This window comes from Streptomyces griseobrunneus, from assembly GCF_046713465.1.
GTDB classification, from domain to species: domain Bacteria; phylum Actinomycetota; class Actinomycetes; order Streptomycetales; family Streptomycetaceae; genus Streptomyces; species Streptomyces microflavus.
Genome location: NZ_CP177080.1, coordinates 2,234,394 through 2,251,232, shown reverse-complemented (window position 1 = coordinate 2,251,232; position 16,839 = coordinate 2,234,394). Strand labels below are relative to the sequence as shown.

At 70.0% G+C, this 16,839-nt stretch carries 13 protein-coding genes; 5 read left to right on the top strand and 8 right to left on the bottom strand.

Annotation, left to right across the window (positions count from 1 at the left end):
* Positions 1 to 21: 21 nt before the first annotated feature.
* The 7 genes from ACK8N7_RS09825 to ACK8N7_RS09795 form a co-directional block, all read right to left on the bottom strand.
* Positions 22 to 999 (bottom strand): terpene synthase family protein, encoded by a 978-nt coding sequence (locus ACK8N7_RS09825; RefSeq protein WP_403209969.1) that lies wholly within the window; start codon positions 997 to 999, stop codon positions 22 to 24.
* Between the two features lie 227 nt (positions 1,000 to 1,226).
* A complete protein-coding gene (locus ACK8N7_RS09820) occupies positions 1,227 to 3,185 on the bottom strand; it encodes an anthranilate synthase family protein (RefSeq protein WP_500441919.1) in 1,959 nt (652 codons plus the stop codon).
* Between the two features lie 23 nt (positions 3,186 to 3,208).
* A complete protein-coding gene (locus ACK8N7_RS09815; RefSeq protein ID WP_403209973.1) occupies positions 3,209 to 3,910 on the bottom strand; it encodes an isochorismatase family protein in 702 nt (233 codons plus the stop codon).
* A 263-nt stretch (positions 3,911 to 4,173) separates the two neighbouring features.
* Positions 4,174 to 5,406, bottom strand: a complete 1,233-nt coding sequence (locus ACK8N7_RS09810; RefSeq protein WP_500441916.1) for an IS4 family transposase — start codon at positions 5,404 to 5,406, stop codon at positions 4,174 to 4,176.
* Between the two features lie 45 nt (positions 5,407 to 5,451).
* Positions 5,452 to 6,222 carry a 2,3-dihydro-2,3-dihydroxybenzoate dehydrogenase gene (locus tag ACK8N7_RS09805; protein WP_403209975.1) on the bottom strand — a complete coding sequence of 257 codons (771 nt, stop codon included), beginning with the start codon at positions 6,220 to 6,222 and terminating at the stop codon, positions 5,452 to 5,454.
* Between the two features lie 52 nt (positions 6,223 to 6,274).
* Positions 6,275 to 7,447 (bottom strand): 3-deoxy-7-phosphoheptulonate synthase, encoded by a 1,173-nt coding sequence (locus ACK8N7_RS09800; protein WP_403209977.1) that lies wholly within the window; start codon positions 7,445 to 7,447, stop codon positions 6,275 to 6,277.
* A 9-nt stretch (positions 7,448 to 7,456) separates the two neighbouring features.
* Complete coding sequence (locus ACK8N7_RS09795) at positions 7,457 to 8,725, bottom strand: IS701 family transposase (RefSeq protein WP_403209979.1); 1,269 nt, start codon at positions 8,723 to 8,725, stop codon at positions 7,457 to 7,459.
* Between the two features lie 264 nt (positions 8,726 to 8,989).
* Between ACK8N7_RS09795 and ispH the strand changes: the two genes are divergently transcribed.
* The 4 genes from ispH to ispG are packed head-to-tail and all read left to right on the top strand — an operon-like array spanning position 8,990 to position 14,062.
* Positions 8,990 to 9,940 (top strand): 4-hydroxy-3-methylbut-2-enyl diphosphate reductase, encoded by a 951-nt coding sequence (ispH, locus tag ACK8N7_RS09790; protein ID WP_403209981.1) that lies wholly within the window; start codon positions 8,990 to 8,992, stop codon positions 9,938 to 9,940.
* 44 nt (positions 9,941 to 9,984) lie between these two features.
* On the top strand, positions 9,985 to 11,022 hold the full coding sequence (locus ACK8N7_RS09785; RefSeq protein WP_403209983.1) for a polyprenyl synthetase family protein: 1,038 nt from the start codon (positions 9,985 to 9,987) through the stop codon (positions 11,020 to 11,022).
* Positions 11,023 to 11,036: 14 nt separating this feature from the next.
* Entirely contained in the window at positions 11,037 to 12,884 is a 1,848-nt protein-coding gene (locus ACK8N7_RS09780; protein WP_500441912.1) for a 1-deoxy-D-xylulose-5-phosphate synthase, read from the top strand.
* A complete protein-coding gene (gene ispG / locus ACK8N7_RS09775) occupies positions 12,881 to 14,062 on the top strand; it encodes a flavodoxin-dependent (E)-4-hydroxy-3-methylbut-2-enyl-diphosphate synthase (protein WP_402203693.1) in 1,182 nt (393 codons plus the stop codon). Before ACK8N7_RS09780 ends, ispG begins: the two co-directional genes overlap by 4 nt.
* Before the next feature lie 446 nt (positions 14,063 to 14,508).
* Here ispG and ACK8N7_RS09770 read toward each other — a convergent pair whose 3' ends face one another.
* Positions 14,509 to 14,682 (bottom strand): hypothetical protein, encoded by a 174-nt coding sequence (locus tag ACK8N7_RS09770; protein ID WP_403209987.1) that lies wholly within the window; start codon positions 14,680 to 14,682, stop codon positions 14,509 to 14,511.
* Positions 14,683 to 14,730: 48 nt separating this feature from the next.
* On the opposite strand from ACK8N7_RS09770, the gene ACK8N7_RS09765 reads away from it, so the two are divergent.
* On the top strand, positions 14,731 to 16,815 hold the full coding sequence (locus ACK8N7_RS09765) for an ATP-binding protein (RefSeq protein WP_403209989.1): 2,085 nt from the start codon (positions 14,731 to 14,733) through the stop codon (positions 16,813 to 16,815).
* The last annotated feature ends 24 nt before the right edge of the window (positions 16,816 to 16,839 follow it).

Here is a 16,839-nt window from a genome sequence, read left to right as displayed (position 1 = left end):
TCTCGCGGGGAGCGACTGCTCTCAGGCGGCGAAATACCGGGACATCGAGTTCCGCGCGTCCAGCTCCACCAGATCCGGGCGGGTGTAGCGCTCGGCGCGTGCGTGATAGTCGAAGTCGCCCCGCACGAGCCCCCGGTAGTCCTGTACGCAGCGTTCCAGGGCGGACCGGGTCGAGGCGCTGATTCCCGCCGCGTCGATTTCCTCGATCAGCTCCTTTTCCGCCCGCACCACCCGCTCGGCAATACGTGCCAGCTGAATTCCGGCCTCGTCGACGGCTTCCTGGAGTGTGGAGCGGCGGTCGCGCTGGATGAGCCGCACCGCATTGTGCTCGTAGCCGAGCGCGGCCTCTTTCTCGAACGAGCAGATGTCGTTGCAGAGCCCCGAATGATCGGTCACCGCGTTCCGCAGGGCGATGTACGCGGGCAGGCTGCGGGCGGAATCCGGCAGATCGATTCCGGCGGTGATCTCATGCAGATCCAGGAACGGCTGCATGGCCACCGAGTCCCGGCGGTGCTTGACGAAGTCCACCCGGCTCGGCACCTGCCCGGCCGCCCGCTCGACCGCCTCGGCGTAGTACGTCCAGAGCCAGGCCGCCGTGTCCCGTCGGAACTGCCGGTTCCACTGGGGGGAGCGGTCGCGGCAGGTTCGCTCGCGCAGCCCGGCGAGCGCCTGCTCCATCGGCCCGTGCGGCGCGGCCCCGTCGAACACGTCCACCAGCCGGGTGATCGCCGCCTCGCACATCAGGGGGTCACGTCCGGCAGGTCCGTCATCGAACTCGTCGTCCACCAGGAAGGCCCAGAAAAGCCATTGGCAGAAGAGGTCCAGATGGTGCTGCGACGCTTTCGGGAAGATGAGGGAAATCCAGAGTTCGGGCCGGGTGCGGATCATCTTCCTGCGGGCCGGAACGGAGAGAATGAGGCCCTCCGCTTCCGCCCATTCCCAGGCGGCTTCCCTGGTCTTCTCCAGACCCGGGTTGCACCCGGCGCTGGCGAACGGCATGTGAAACGCCGGTAACGTTATCTGACTCATTGCTGCCCCTCGTCGAATGAGTACGTATGGGGGATGTGCGCCGCGTTTTCCCGGCGAGCGCGCACGGGCACGCCCGCCGGAGCTGGGTCTGCGGGCCCGCAAGGGGCGATCGCGTCACCATGCGTGAGGCACAGTCAACCCCCTGTGGAGGGGTGGAGGGAAGTCATATGTGTCCGGAAATGCTTCATCGGTCCGAACTATTGAGCAGCTATGAGCAGTTGAGGGGATCCTGGGGCTGAACGTGATGCCGGGACATCTGCGCCGCGCAGCACCGCCCCCAGGAGCCCACCGATGATGTGGACGCCGTTGTGTGACAGGAGCGACTCCGCGTGGAACTGCACCGAGGCGAAGCGGGTGCCGAGAAGCGCGTGAACCTCTCCCGTCCCCGGGTCCCGGCTCACCCGCACCCCGCCGAACGTGGCGTGTTCGAACCGGTCCTCGGCGCTCCGGGCGGCGAAGGAGTTGTAGAAGCCCACCCGCTCCCGGACACCGAACAGGTCGATGTCCCGCTGCACCCCCTGGTTCGGCACGTCCCTTCGGGCGACGGGCAGCCCCAGTTCGCGGCTGAGGACCTGGTGGCTCAGGCAGACGGCGAGGAAGGGCCGGCCCTCGGCGAGCAGGGTGCGGGCAGCCGAGCGGAGATGGCCGATCTTGGGGTGAGCGGCGTCGGACGGGTCGCCGGGGCCGGGCCCGAGGAGCACCAGGTCGTATCCGTCGAAGCGGTAGGCCTCGTCGTACCGCCGGACCGTCACCACCAGCCCCAGGGAGCTCAGCTGGTGGTGGAGCATGGAGGTGAAGGTGTCCTCGGCATCGATGATCAGCACCCGGCGTCCGGACAGCCGCGGTTCCGGCCGTGCGGCGTCGGCCGCCGCCTCACCCGGCACCCCGACGGCGCCGCGGCCCGTCCAGAATCCGGCGATGCTCTCGTTGCGCTCGGCGAGCGCTGCCACCACCCGGGGATGCGAGGCGAGGGACGCCACCGGGCCGCCCTCCAGGGCCGCGCGCAGCCCGGCCGCCTTCGCCCAGGTCTCGGCGACCTCCGACGTGGGGTCGGAGTGGCGGACCAGGGTGGCGCCCACCCCGATCTCCAGCCGTCCCGTCCGGTCGATCTCCGCGGTGCGGATGACGACGGCCGAGTCGAGCGTGCGCCGCCGCCGCTCGTCCCGGCCGATCAGCGCGACGACACCGCTGTAGTAGCCCCGGCCCCTGGACTCGTACGTGCCGATCACCCGGCAGGCGTTCTCCAGCGGACTGCCGGTGACGGTCGGGGCGAACATCGTCTCGCGGAGGATCTCGCGCGGATCGCGGGAGCTGCGGCCCCGTATCTCGTAGCCCGTGTGCGCCAGCCGGGCCATCTCCTTGAGGTAGGGACCGCTCACCGTGACATCGGAGTCGCAGACGCGGGTCATCATCTTCAGTTCCTCGTCGACGACCATGTACAGCTCGTCGGTCTCCTTGCGGTCCGCCAGGAACTCCAGCATCTCCGGCAGGTTCGGCCCGGCGGGCGGATAGCGGTAGGTCCCGCTGATCGGGTTCATCACGGCGACACCGTCGCGCAGTCCCACGTGCCGCTCGGGGGTGGCGCCGACGAACGTGCGGTCACCGGCGCGCACGAGGAACGTCCAGTACGCCCCCGACTCGCGCTCCAGCAGCCGCCGGAAGAAGGTGAGGGCGCTCTGCGGGCCGTAGCCGGTGATCTCGGCGGTGAACGAGCGCTTGAGGACGAAGTTGGCGCCCTCACCACGGCCGATCTCGTCGCGGACCACGCGGCGCACCATCTCCGCGTAGGAGGCGTCGTCGATGTCGAACCCCTCGTCCGCCAGCGTGATCGGCACCTGGGGCAGCCGCCGGACCGCCTCGGCCAGCGGCACTGTGTCCTGCTCGTCGACGGTCATGCAGATCAGCGGGCAGCCGTCGTCGACACAGCTGAAGCCGCGCTCGCCCAGCTGCCGGTAGGGCACCACCACCAGCAGGTCCTCGCGCGGCCCGGCGGCCTCTTCGGCCTCGGGCAGCGGGAGTTCGGCCAGGGTGGCGGCGGTGGACGCGCGGCCGAGGAAGACCTCCAGCACTCCCGGCCCCGTGGTCTCCGGGCGGTGCACGAGCGCGAAGTCGGCCTGCCGGCTGTCCAGCACCGAGTCGAACGGGCTGGGGGACATGGGAATCTCCTTCGAGGTGGTCGTCACAGGTCGGCGCTCCGGCGTCCGGCCCCGGCCGCCGTCCGGCGCGGTACCCGCTCCCCGGGCCGGGCGAGGCCGTCGAGCAGCCGTCCGGCCGTGTCGACCACCCCACAGCGCTGGGCCGCGTACGAGAGGGCCGTCCGGTGGTGGCCGGCGGAGAAGTCGGCCACGCCGTCGGCCACCACGAAGGTCTCGATGTCGTTGGTGAACGCGTCGACGGCGGTCGCCAGGATGCCGACGTGCGCGTACACACCGCAGAGGATCAGCTGGTCCCGCCCCTGCTCCCGCATCCGGCCGAGCAGGTCCGAACGGAAGAAGGCGCTGTAACGCCACTTGGTGAACTGCCAGTTGTGAGGCCGGGGGGTGAGCGGCGCGACCACCTCCCGGTCGGCCGGGTCGATGCGCATTCCCTCGCCCCAGAAGTCCTTGAGCAGGCCGCGCTGGGCGCTGCTCATCCCTCCGGGCTGCGCGGTGTAGCCGACCGGGACGTCCAGTTCCTCGCACCGCTCGCGCAGCGCCGCGATGTTGGCCACCAGATCCTCGCGGAGCGGACCGGCACCTGCGAGCGGCCGCAGGAAGTAGTGCTGCATGTCGTGGACGAGCAGCGCCGCACGGGCCGGGTCGACGGTCCACGGCGCGATGTTGGCGGGCAGGTCGCCGACCGTCGGCAGTGAGTAGGAGGGGATGGGAGGGATACCGGGCATGGCGCACCTCTGCTGGAATTCGCGTGGCGGTGATGTTCGCGTGGGGGATGCGGGGACAGCCTCTAGACGCAATACCGCTGATTTAGGAGACTTTCTGGCGTCTGCTGGTTGCTTTGGTGGGTGGGACGAGTGTGATGGCCCTGGTGGGTGGTTGGGGTGGGTTGCGGTGGTGGGTGTGCTTGAGGTGCCAGTTGCTCATCTTGCGTTTGATGACACGGGGGTTGGAGCGCTGTCTGCGGGGTGGGAGGAGTCGTTCCAGCAGCTCACGGGTGGTGTCGGTCATGGCTCGGCTGAGTCGTGAGGGGGGAAAGTGCCGCTTGGTCGGTGACGTGGCGGCGGGCGATGCGAAGGGTTCGGGTGAAGGACAGCCGGTCGGGGTCGAGGCCGGCTTGCTGAGCTGTGTGGTGCATAACCTCTCGTAATGCGTGGTGCACGAGGAGGAAACCGTAGATTTCCTGCTCGACTCCATCGGGGTACTGGGATCGCAGGACCAACTGGCGGCCGCCCTGGTGGGTCTTGATCTCGTCCAGGGTGTTCTCGATCTCCCACCGCTGGTGGTAGAGGTTCGCAAGGTCGTTGGCAGGCGCCTGGTCCGGGTCGCAGATGGTCGTGATCAGCCGGTAGACCGTCTCGTCGCCGGCTCGGCCGAGGGTGTATTCGATGACGCGGACCCGGGCCGGATCACGGCGGCCACGGTCGCCGGTGCCCACGATCTCGGACAGATACGAGCCGTCCTCGAAGGCTTCGAGGAACGGCAGCACAATGTTCTTCCGGACGCGCCACAACAGGTCCGCGCCCGTGCCTGAAGCGGCCTTCCACAACTCGAAGCCGGTAATGCCGCGGTCAGCCATGAGAAGCGTTCCTGGCTCGAGCCGATCCAGCAAAGCAGGGATGAGCTGTTGCTCGTGGAGCGACAGCGGACCGGTCGCCGCGGCGAACACCGCATGCGTCCCGCACTCCACCAGGGCGGCAACCCTCACCTGCGGATATGCACTGCGCTGCTGTCCCCGGCCGGAGCCGGGACGGCCGAAGAACGTGCTGTTCGCCTCGGTGTCCGGGACGTCGAAGACGGTGCCGTCCACGGCCACCAGCCGCCACTGGCGATACCAGGCGCCTGCCGTGCCCGGGGCGGCCACCGGCAGGCAAACTCGCGCGAACAGGGCCTTCAACGGCTCCGGCCCCAGCCGTCTGCGGGCTCTGCCGATCGCCCCCGTCGTCGGCACCCGCCAGGGCTTCTCCCACTGCCGCACACGTTCCAGCCCCTGCGTCAGCAACCGGGCCACTTCCTCATAGCCCTGACCGGAGAACAGGCACATCGCGAGCACGAAATACACCACCACCCGGGCCGGCAGCAGCCGGGAACGCTGTTCCCGGCGCCCGCACTCCGCGATCACCTCATCCACCACCCCGGGTGGATACACCCGCGTCAACACACCCAAAGCGATCCGGTCCGACAACCGATCACCCGACGACTTCACCTGCCCAGGCCTCGGCACACCACATCCAACGACCAACACAGCTCAAAGTCACCGGTATTGCCTCTAGACGCCGAGCGTGGCGCCGCCGTCGACCGTGAGGGTGTGCATGGTGACGTGCGACGCCCGGTCGGAGAGCAGGAAGACGACCGCGTCCGCGACATCTGTCACGGTGGCCACCTTCGCCAGCGGAATGCCCAGCCGGTAGGAGTCGAGCGAGCCCTGGAGGGTGGCGCGAGGCCCGCTCTCGTCGTGCCACATCGACCGGAGCATGGGAGTGTCGGTCGAGCCGGGGGCCACGACGTTGCAGCGGATTCCGTGCGCCGCCGCCTCCAGCCCAAGGCACTTGGTGAACATGGTGGCCGCCGCCTTGGACGCCGCGTAGGCGGCCATCTCCATCCGCGGGGTGCCCGCGGCGTTGGACGCCACGGTGACCACGGCCCCGCCGCCACGCGCCGTCATCCTGCGCACCACGGCCCGGGACATCAGGAAGACACCGGTGGTGTTGACCGCGAAGGTGGCGTTCCAGTCGTCCTCCGACAGTTCGCCCACGGGACCCAGCCGCAGTACCCCCGCGCCGTTGACGAGAAGGTCCACCGGGCCCAGCCGCCCCTCCACCGCCTCGACGACCGCCTCTACCTCGGCAGCGGAGCTGACGTCGGCCGGAAAGGGCAGGACGCTCAGGCCGTCCGCCGCCAGCTTCTGGGTGGTCTCGTGCAGCAGTTCCCGGTCGCGGTCCACGGCCGCCACCGTCACGCCCTGCCCGGCGAGCTGCCGGACCACTTCGGCGCCGATCCCGCCGGCCGCACCGGTCACCAGTGCTGTCTTGCCTTCCATCGGTCGGTCCCCTTCCCTCGTGAACGACTGGACTGCCGGTGCTCCGCGCGCGTCAGGCCTGCCAGGCCGCCACCACCGTCATCGCCTGTGCGGCGTTGAGCCGGGGGTCGCAGAGGCTCGTGTACTTGCCGGTGATCCGGCCGGCGAGGGACGCGTCGGCCACGCATTCGGTGACCTGGTCGGGAGTGGCCTCCAGGTGCAGCCCGCCCGCCACACCGCCCGCCTGCCGGACGGCGAGCTGGAACTGCCGGACCTCCTCCACGACCGTCTCGACGAACCGGGTCTTCACCCCCGTCGCCGTGGTCACGGTGTTGCCGTGCATCGGGTCGGTCAGCCAGATGACGGGGTGTCCGGCCTCCCGTACCGCCGCCACCAGCGGCGGAAGCGCCCCGGCGACCGCCCCGGCGCCCATCCTGGCGATGAGCGTGAGCCGGCCGGGCTCGCGCCCCGGGTCGAGACGGGCGCACAGCGCGACCAGCTCGTCGGGCGCCATCCTGGGGCCGACCTTGCAGGCCACCGGGTTGACGACGGCGGCGAGCAGGGCGACGTGGGCCCCCTCCACCTGGCGGGTGCGTTCCCCGATCCACGGCCAGTGCGTGGACCCGAGCAGGAGCTGCCCGCCGGCCTCCCGGCGGAGCATCGGCACCTCGTAGTCGAGCAGCAGAGCCTCGTGGCTGGTCCAGACGTCGGGGTCGATCTCCCGGGGTGCCCCGGCGGGCAGCCGCCCGAGGCCCGCCATGACGGCGGCCGCCGCCCGGTAGCCGCTCAGGATGCGGGTGGGGTCGGCACGGCGCTCGACCGGGTCGGGTTCCGGGCCGTTGACCATGTGCCCCCGGAACACCGGGAGTTCCTGGCCGCCGAGCCGTTCGGTGGGGGAGGAGCGGGGTTTGGCGAACTGGCCGGCCATGCGTCCCACCCGGACCACCGGCCGCCGCGTGACCATCTTCAGCGTGCCGGCCAGCATGTCCAGCAGCGCCGCCTTGCGGGCGACGTAGCCGCTCGTGCACTCGGCCGGATCCTCGGCGCAGTCGCCCGCCAGGACGAGATGGGCCTCTCCCGCGGCCACCCGGGCCAGCACCGCCCGCAGCCGGCGCACGTCCTCGGCGCGGACCAGCGCGTCGTGGCGGGCCAGTTGCGCCCGTACCTCCGGCAGCCGGGGGTCGTCTGCCCAGTCGGGCTGCTGGAGCGCCATCCGGGACGAGATGTCCCGTACGTCGATGTCCACGGCCCCGCCTCAGGAGGCCCGGACCGGCCTGGCGCCGGCCATGGTGGACAGGACGGCGACCGTGTGCGCGGCCGAGGCGAGCGTGACGTGCCGGTGCCACCCGCTGTAGGAACGGCCCACGTAGTCGCGGATGCCGACCTGCGAGGTGACGTCGTCGAACGCCTGGTCCACCCGGCGTACGCCGTCGGCCCACTGCGGGAAGGCGGCGGCGCGGGTGGCCGGCAGGTCCGTCAGCCACAGCTCCGGCGCGCTGCTCCGGTCCACCGGGCCCACGCCCACCAGCAGCAGCCGGCCGGTCTCCCGCGCGCCCCCCGGCCGGGAACCCCGCACACCGACCTGGACGGTGGTGACGAGACTCGTGCGGGGCGCGGTCGTCGCGCTCCGGCGCCAGGTCACCGGGCGCCCCATGTTCCGGGCCGCCCGCATGATCCCGTGGGCGGACATCGGGCGCGCGCCGTGTCCGGTCAGACCGGGGTCCGTCATCGTGAGCAGGGCGTCGCCGGCCACCTTGACGAGAGAGGGGATGCCCCGCGCCCGCAGGCCGGCGATGGTGGCCAGCGGATCGGCCTCGCCGATGTCCACGAGAACAGGACGCTGCGGCAGGCCCCAGCCGTCCAGCATTTCCTGACAGGCCGTCACGGCGCAGTCGCCGATCGTCTCGGGCTCCACCTCGCAGGGGATCGACGCCTGATTACGGCGCAGGCCGTCCTTGATCCAGGTCTGCGGAAGGTGCAGCCGCCAGTTGACCGGGGCGCTCACGCCGTCCGACACCGCCCAGACCCCGACGGCACGCTGGGCGTTGAGGGTCTGCCCCTCGTCGGGGGAGAAGTACCGGCTGACGCCGACCGAGTGCTGCCCGACCTTGGGGATCGTCATCGGACGGACCACCCACGCCTGTGGCGGTGCCGCCTCGATCAGGTAGTCGGCCATCGCCCGGCGCACCGGTGTCCAGTCCCAGGTGGAGCTGCAGATGAAGTGGTGCAGCCGCTGTCCGGTGCCGCTTCCGCCGATCAGGGCCGCCATGTTCCGTATCGACTTGCGGCCCCCGGTCGACAGCAGGCCCTGGACGTACTCCGCGCCCCTCCTGCGCTGGTCGCTGCGGCGCAGCGAGGCGAAGAGCGGGCCGCAGAGGTCCTCCAGGACGGCCGCGGGGCTGTCCGCGGCCGGCGGCGGACCCCACTCCTGGTGCTGCCCGGGGCCGGCCGGGCGGAGGACCGCCGGACGTGACGTCCTCGATGCGGTCAGATCAGCGGTCAACCGATGGCTGACAGTGCTCATACGACTCCCCCGGTCCGGTACGCGGCGATCTGCGGCTCGGCTTCCACCCTAGGAATTCGCGGTTCCCCAGTTGAATAGCAAGGGCATGGCAAGGTTCAGCGGTCGGCCCTGCCGTTGGTTATGGCAACTTCATGCCCGGAAGTAATCGGTGGTTGACCGGGGACGGCCCGAACATCACAGTCGAGAGGTCACCGTTCGTGGGCAAGTCGACTGGGGTGCCGCCTCCGCGTGGTGCCGGACCTATCTGGGAAGCGGAGTGAATGTATGGGGCTCGAGAAGAAAGTCATCCTTGCGGAGCCTCGCAGTTTCTGTGCAGGGGTCCGCCGGGCCATATCCATTATCGAGCTGGCGCTGGAGAAGTACGGCGCCCCGGTGTATGTGCGCAAGGAGATCGTGCACAACCACTACGTGGTCCGGCTGCTGGAGCGCCGCGGGGCGATATTCGTCGACTCCGAGGAGGACGTGCCCGAGTCCGCGATCTGTGTGTTCTCCGCGCACGGTGTCTCCCCGCAGGTCCGCCACAACGCCGAGCTGCGCAGCCTCGACGTGATCGACGCGACCTGCCCGCTGGTCGCCAAGGTGCACCAGCAGGCCAAGCGTTTCGCCCGTGAGGAACGGACGCTGCTCCTGGTCGGCCACGAAGGCCACGAGGAGGTCGAGGGAACGTACGGCCACGCGCCCGACCGGACGGTGATCGTGGAGACCGTCCAGGACGCCGAACGGCTGGACCTGCCGTCGGACACCCCCGTCGCCTATCTGACCCAGACCACGCTCTCGGTGGACGAGACCAAGGACATCATCGAGGTGCTCGACCGGCGCTTCAGCAACCTGCTGGGGCCGGGAACCGATGACATCTGCTACGCGAGCCAGAATCGCCAGGATGCGGTGAAGGCCGTGGTGCCCCACAGCGATCTGGTGCTGGTGGTCGGATCGCGGAACTCCAGCAACTCCATTCGCATGGTCGAGGTTGCGGAACGGCTCGGCACCCCCGCATACCTGGTCCCCGACGTCACCGAATTCCATGAGGAATGGCTGGACGGAGTGGGGACGATCGGGGTGAGCGCGGGGGCGAGTGCACCCGAGATCCTGGTCGACCAACTCCTCGAAAGGCTCGCTGAATTCGGTTATGGGGATATCGAGATCGAGCGGGTCGCGGAGGAGAGCATCGTCTTTCACCCGCCGGCCCGGCTCACCGATGATCCGCAGCACGCATAAGGACGGAAAAGGCGAGGACCCCGACATCGAGAGGGAGGATCCAGATGGCGAGTCGTACGGTGTCCGCCGCACGGCAGGCGCGCGACGACGTGATCGGCCGGGTCGAAGGACGGCTGCGTGAGTTCCTGGCCGCGGAGAGGACGCGCTGGGCGGCCGTCGACGACCGGGGCACGGTCCCGGTCGACGCGGTGACCGATCTGGTCGCCGCCGGAGGCAAGCGGCTGCGGCCCGCGTTCTGCGCCGCCGGATTCCTGGCCGCGGGCGGCACGGTGGACGACCCGCTCGTGGTCGACGCGGCGGCCGGGGTGGAGCTGATCCACACCGGTGCGCTCATCCACGACGACGTACTGGACGCCTCCGAACTCCGGCGCGGCTCACCGGCGGTGCACACCCGGCACAGCGCCGTGCACACGGGAAGCGGCTGGCTGGGCGAGCCGCGACGGTACGGCGAGGGGGTGGCCATCATCTCCGGGGCGCTGGCGAACGTCTACGCCGACCGGCTCGTGCGGGATCTGCCCCCGGCCGCCCGGGACGTCTGGGGCGAGATGCTCACCGAGATCCAGATCGGCCAGTACCTGGACCTCGCCGTCGCCGCCGAGGGCGTGGTCGAGCCGGAGCTGTCCCGCTGGATCGCGATCTGCAAGTCCGGCCGCTACAGCATCCACCGCCCCCTGCTGCTGGGCGCCACCATCGCCGGCCGGCCGGAACTGGCGCCGGTCTTCGAGGTGTACGGCGAGGCCCTCGGCGAGGCGTTCCAGCTGCGCGACGACCTCATCGGGGTCTTCGGCGATCCGGAAGCCGCGGGCAAGCCCGTCGGACTCGACCTGGAGCAGCACAAGATGACGCTGCTGCTCGCCTGGGCCGCGCAGCGCGACGAGCAGGTGCGCAAGCTGATCTCCCGCCAGGAATGGGACACGGCAGAGCTCCTCGACCGGCTCGGCGAGAGCCGCGACCGCGTCGAGCGGCACATCGACGACCTGGTGGAACGCGCCTGCGGTGCTACCGACACGGCGCTGCTGGATTCGGCCTGGCGGCAGGAGCTCGCCGGGATGGCCCTCGAAGTTGCCTACCGGAACCGGTGAGGAGAGGCGATCGCATGTCACTGCTGGAGACCGTGCACAGCCCCGGACGTCTGCGCGAACTGACCGCGCGGGAACTGGACGCGCTGGCTGAGGAGATCCGCGCGTTCCTGATCGACCGGGTGTCCGCCAGCGGTGGCCACCTCGGTCCCAACCTGGGTGTGGTGGAGCTGACGATCGCGCTGCACAGCGTGTTCGACTCGCCCGCGGACCGCTTGCTGTGGGACACCGGGCACCAGTCCTACGTCCACAAGATCCTGACCGGCCGGGCCGACGGGTTCGACCGGCTGCGCAAGGGCGGAGGGCTGTCCGGCTACCCCAGCGCCGCCGAGTCGGAGCACGACCTGGTGGAGAACTCGCACGCCTCCACCGCACTGTCGTACGCCGACGGACTGGCCCGTGCCGACGCCCACCTGGGTACCGAGGGCCGGGCGACCGTCGCGGTCATCGGTGACGGAGCCATGACCGGCGGCATGGCCTGGGAGGCGCTGAACAACATCGCGGACGGCCCCGACCGTCCGCTGGTCATCGTGCTGAACGACAACCAGCGTTCGTACGCGCCCACCCGGGGCGGTTTCGCCGACCACCTCACCGGCCTGCGGGAGGGGAACTCCGGCTCCGGTCTGTTCGGACAGCTCGGGCTGGCCTACATCGGCCCCGTGGACGGGCACGACATCGCCGCCGTGCAGGACGCGCTGCGCCGGGCCCGGCACACCGGGGGGCCAGTGGTCGTCCATGTGGTCACGGAGAAGGGGCGCGGTTTCCCGCACACGGAGAACAACGAGCTGGACCGGGGCCACGCGATCAGGCCCATGGACCCGGTGACCGGGCTGCCGACCGGCCGGTCCGCGGGGCCCTCGTTCACCTCGGTGTTCGGGCGGGAGATGGCGAGGATCGCCGAGGAGCGGCCGGACGTCGTCGCCATCACCGCGGCCATGCTGGAGCCCACCGGGCTCCGGCCGATGCAGCAGGCGTTCCCCGACCGGGTCATCGACGTGGGCATCGCCGAGCAGCACGCCGTCACCATGGCGGCCGGGCTCTCCATCGGCGGGGTCCACCCGGTCGTGGCGATCTACGCGACCTTCGTCAACCGGGCCTTCGACCAGCTGCTGATGGACGTGGCGCTGCACCGCCGGGCGGTCACCTTCGTCCTGGACCGCTCCGGGGTCACCGGGGACGACGGTCCCAGCCACAACGGCATGTGGGACATGTCGGTGCTCCAGGTGGTGCCGGGGCTCAGGATCGCGGCACCGCGGGACGGTACCCGGCTGGCCGAGCTGCTGGCGGAGGCCGTCGCCTGGGAGGAGGGGCCCACGCTCATCCGGTTCCCCAAGGGGGCCACCGGTGAGGACCTGCCGGCCAAGGCGACCTTCGCCGGTATCGACGTCCTGCACCGGACCGGGCCGCTCGATGTGCTCATCGTCTCCGTCGGCGCGCTGGCGGGCATGGCCCTGCGGGTCGCGGAGACCGTCGGGGCCCAGGGCCTGGGGGCCACGGTGGTGGACCCGCGCTGGGTGACACCGGTCAACCCGGCCCTGGCGGACATGGCCCGTCGTCACCGGCTGGTGATCACCATCGAGGACAACAGCCGTACCGGCGGGGTCGGGTCGACGGTCTCCCAGTTCCTCCGGGACACCGGGGTGAGCACCCCGCTGCGCGAATTCGGCATCCCCCGGCGGTTCCTGGACCACGGAGCCCGTGCCGATGTGCTCGCCGGGTGCGGACTGAGTGTGCAGAACATCGCCCGCACCGTGGTCGAGGACATCAGCGCGGCCGGGGACGGCACGGGAAGTCAGGCGGCCGACGACCTGGACGACGCCATGGTCCGGCTGCTGAAGCAGGCAAGTCGAGGGGAGATACGGTGACCGCCGTAGGGCTCGGTATACCGAAGTACCGGAACGATGAGGGACCGCCGCCCGTCGCGGAACGGCGGAAGACCCGGCAGATCATGGTGGGTGACGTGCCCGTGGGCGGCGGGGCGCCGGTGTCGGTGCAGTCGATGACGACGACACTGACGTCGGACATCAACGCGACGCTCCAGCAGATCGCCGAACTGACCGCTTCGGGCTGCCAGATCGTGCGGGTGGCGGTGCCCTCGGCCGACGACGCCGCGGCATTGTCGGTCATTGCGAAGAAGTCCCAGATCCCGGTGATCGCGGACATCCACTTCCAGCCGAAGTACGTGTTCGCGGCCATCGAGGCCGGCTGCGCCGCGGTCCGGGTCAACCCCGGCAACATCAAGAAGTTCGACGACCAGGTCGGGGCCATCGCCAAGGAGGCGTCCGCGGCCGGAGTGCCGATCCGGATCGGGGTCAACGCGGGGTCCCTGGACCGCCGGCTGCTGGAGAAGTACGGCCGGGTCACCCCGGAGGCGCTGGTCGAGTCGGCGCTGTGGGAGTGCTCGCTCTTCGAGGAGCACGGATTCCGGGACATCAAGATCTCGGTCAAGCACAACGACCCGCTCGTGATGATCGCGGCGTACCGGCTGCTCTCCGCCCGCTGCGACTATCCCCTGCACCTGGGAGTGACGGAGGCGGGGCCGCAGTTCCAGGGCACGATCAAGTCGGCGGTCGCCTTCGGCGCCCTGCTCGCGGAGGGCATCGGTGACACCATCCGGGTGTCGCTCTCCTCCCCGCCGGTCGAGGAGATCAAGGTCGGCAACCAGATCCTGGAATCGCTCGGACTGCGCGAACGGGGACTGGATATCGTCTCCTGCCCGTCCTGCGGGCGGGCCCAGGTGGACGTGCACACCTTGGCCGAAAAGGTGGCAGCGGCGCTGGAGGGATTCCCGGTTCCGTTGCGGGTGGCCGTGATGGGGTGCGTCGTCAACGGTCCCGGTGAGGCCAGGGAAGCGGACCTGGGTGTGGCCTCGGGCAACGGCAAGGGCCAGATATTCGTCAAGGGCGAGGTCATCAAGACGGTGCCCGAGGCGCTCATCGTGGAGACGCTCGTCGAGGAGGCGATGCGCATCGCCGAGGAGCGTGAGGTCCCGGTCGACGGTGCGCCGGGCGCCGTCGTCGTGACACCGGATCCCGTCGGCTGACCATCGCTCAACAGGTACGGCCCGCCAGCCAAGCTGGCGGGCCGTACCTGTTTCCGTTTCCCGCCCCCGATACCGGTCCGGTTCCGCGGCGGCAACCCCCTCGGCCCCGCCGATCTGCGGGCCGGGCATTTTCGGACAGTGCGGATTAGTCCTCCCGGGCATTACGGGGGTGTGATCACCTTCCCTATTCCCGGTGCGGGGGATGCTTTCCGGTCAGACTTGCGTGATCCGTTCGTGATGTCGATACCTTTATCAAAGGCGCTGGTATCGCCGGTCGGGGTACCGTGCTGAGTGCGTCGACGGGGGGAGTGCAAGATCGTCATGGGAGTGGGTCGTATATGGGCGGGTTGTTGGTACGCCGCCCGAAAGATCCGGATATCTCTTTCGTGGAATAGGCGATGGAGTGCGCTCTATGCGGCAGCTATCGGAAAGGGTTCTTCATGTACTCAACCCGACAAAATTTCCCTGGCCTGGTGGGTCGCGAGTCCGAATTGATCGAGATTCGGAATCGGATCGGTGACCCGGAGGTCAGCATTCTCACCATCACCGGGCCGGTCGGTGTCGGAAAGAGCAGACTGGCATCGGTGGTCTTCCATGAGATATCCGATGATTTTCGGCACGGCGGTTGCTTCGCCGATATCACTGATGTCTCCGATGAAAAACAGCTGGTGCGGGAACTGTCCGCCCGGCTGGGGCTGGACGGTGACGGCAGCGGGCCGGACCGGCTGGTGGACCATCTGCGGGAGCTGCAGTTCCTGCTCGTACTCGACGGATGCGACCGGCCGCGTGCTCTGCTGACCCCGGTCGTCGCCCACCTGGTGCGGGAGTGCCCGGGCCTCTCAGTGATCGTCACCGGCCCGGAGCGGCTCGGTGTCTACGGAGAGGTGCGGTTCGGCCTGCAGCCGCTCGCCGTTCCGTCGCCGGAGGAGCGCACGGATGTGGCGGCGGTGCGTCGGCTGCCGTCCGTCGAGCTGTTCCTCCGGTGCACACAGCTGGTCAGGCCCAATTTCGTCCTGACCGATGAGAATCTCGAGGCCGTCACCGAGCTGTGCATCCGGACGGACGGGCTGCCGATGGCGATCGAATTCGCCGCCGCCAGGATGAAACTTCTCTCGCCGCACCGGCTGCTGCAGCAGTTGGAGCGCGGCCTGGGCAGCCTGTCCGGGACGGAGTTCGACACGCTTTCCCGGCACCGCGGCATGGGTGACGCGATCGAGCGGTTCCTGGGAGGCCTTACGGAACGTGAACTGTCGTTCCTGACTCGGCTTGCGATGTTCCGCCAGGAGTTCGACTTCGCCGCCGCCGACGGGGTATCTCCCGGGTCCACGGCCGAGACGCGTGAATTGCTGGAAACGCTGGTCGACAAAAGCGTGCTAACGACCACGGAATGCCCGGACGGTGACCTCCTCATCATCATGCTGGGGCTCACCCGTCAGTACCTGCTGGAACGGGTGGCGGGGGGCGCGGACCTGGTGGAGGTCCAGGCCGCCCACGCCCGCTACTACCTCTCGGCGGCCGAGAAGGCGGAGGCGGGTCTTCTCGGGCCCGGCCACGGAAAGTGGTTGCAGCAGATCGACCACTGGCTGCCGGACATAACCGGTGTCCTCCACCACCTCATGGTGGCGGGGGACACCCGGACCGCGGCCAGGATCGCCTCCGCGCTCCGGCTCTACTGGCAGGCCGGCACCAGGATCCGCGAGGGCATCGGATGGCTGGAGGCGTGCGCGAGCGGGGTCCCCGACCCCGCGGTCGCGGCCAAGACGCAGCGCGCTCTGGGCGAACTGCTCCTGTGCCGGGGGGAACTGGAGTCCGCCGAGAAGTGGCTGACGCGCGCGCGGAAGGGCTACGAGCAGCTGTCCGACGGCACCGGCACTGCCGCCTGTACGAGGCGGCTGGCGCTGGCGGCCTTCGGCCGGGGCGATCTGGCCGAGGCCGACCGCAGGCTCGAGGAGTGCGTGGCGGTCTCCTGGGTCGACGCCGCGGGTGAGTACGCCGAGGCACTGCGCAACCTCGCGGAGTGCCGCCGGGCCTCGGGAGACCTGCCCGGAGCCCGCCAGGCCGTCGACGAGGCCCTCGACGTCTTCCGCCGCGCCAAGGACGTACGGAACCTGGCGCTGACCAACTACGTCCAGGCCGACATCATCTTCGACCTGGGTGACCAGAGCGCCGCCATCGAGCTCTACCAGGCCGCCCTGCTCCAGATGGCCGAGCTGAACCACCTGGTGGGATGCGCGATCGGCCTGGAGCGGTTCGCGATCCTGCTGACCCGCTCCCGCGGCCGTTCCACGGACACCTGGCGGCGGGCGGCGCATGCCTTCGGAGCGGCCTCGCGCATCCGCGCGGTGACCGGATGGGCCGCGCCCGCCGCGACGAGGGTCATGGTCGAGAGCCTCACGGAGCACGCCCGGGTCCGGCTCGGTGACGACGAGGCCGAACGGCTGGCGGCGGAGGGTGCCGCCTCGAAGCCCGAGGCGGCCGTGGCGAGGGTGCTGACCCCGCTGGACTGCACGAAGTTCGCCGCCGAGTGGCAGGCCTCCGACAACCCGCTCACCCAGCGCGAGTCGGAGGTCGCCGAACTCGTGGCGGACGGGCTCACGAACCGAGAGATCGCCCGTCGGCTCGGCATCGCGGAGTGGACGGCCGTCAACCACCTCCGCAAGATCATGCGGAAGCTGGACTGCTCGTCCCGCGTCCAGGTCGCCAGCTGGGTGACCAGACGCGCCGAGGAACGCGTCGCCACCTCCGTCGAGTAACCGCTCCGGCCGGCCCGCGACCGG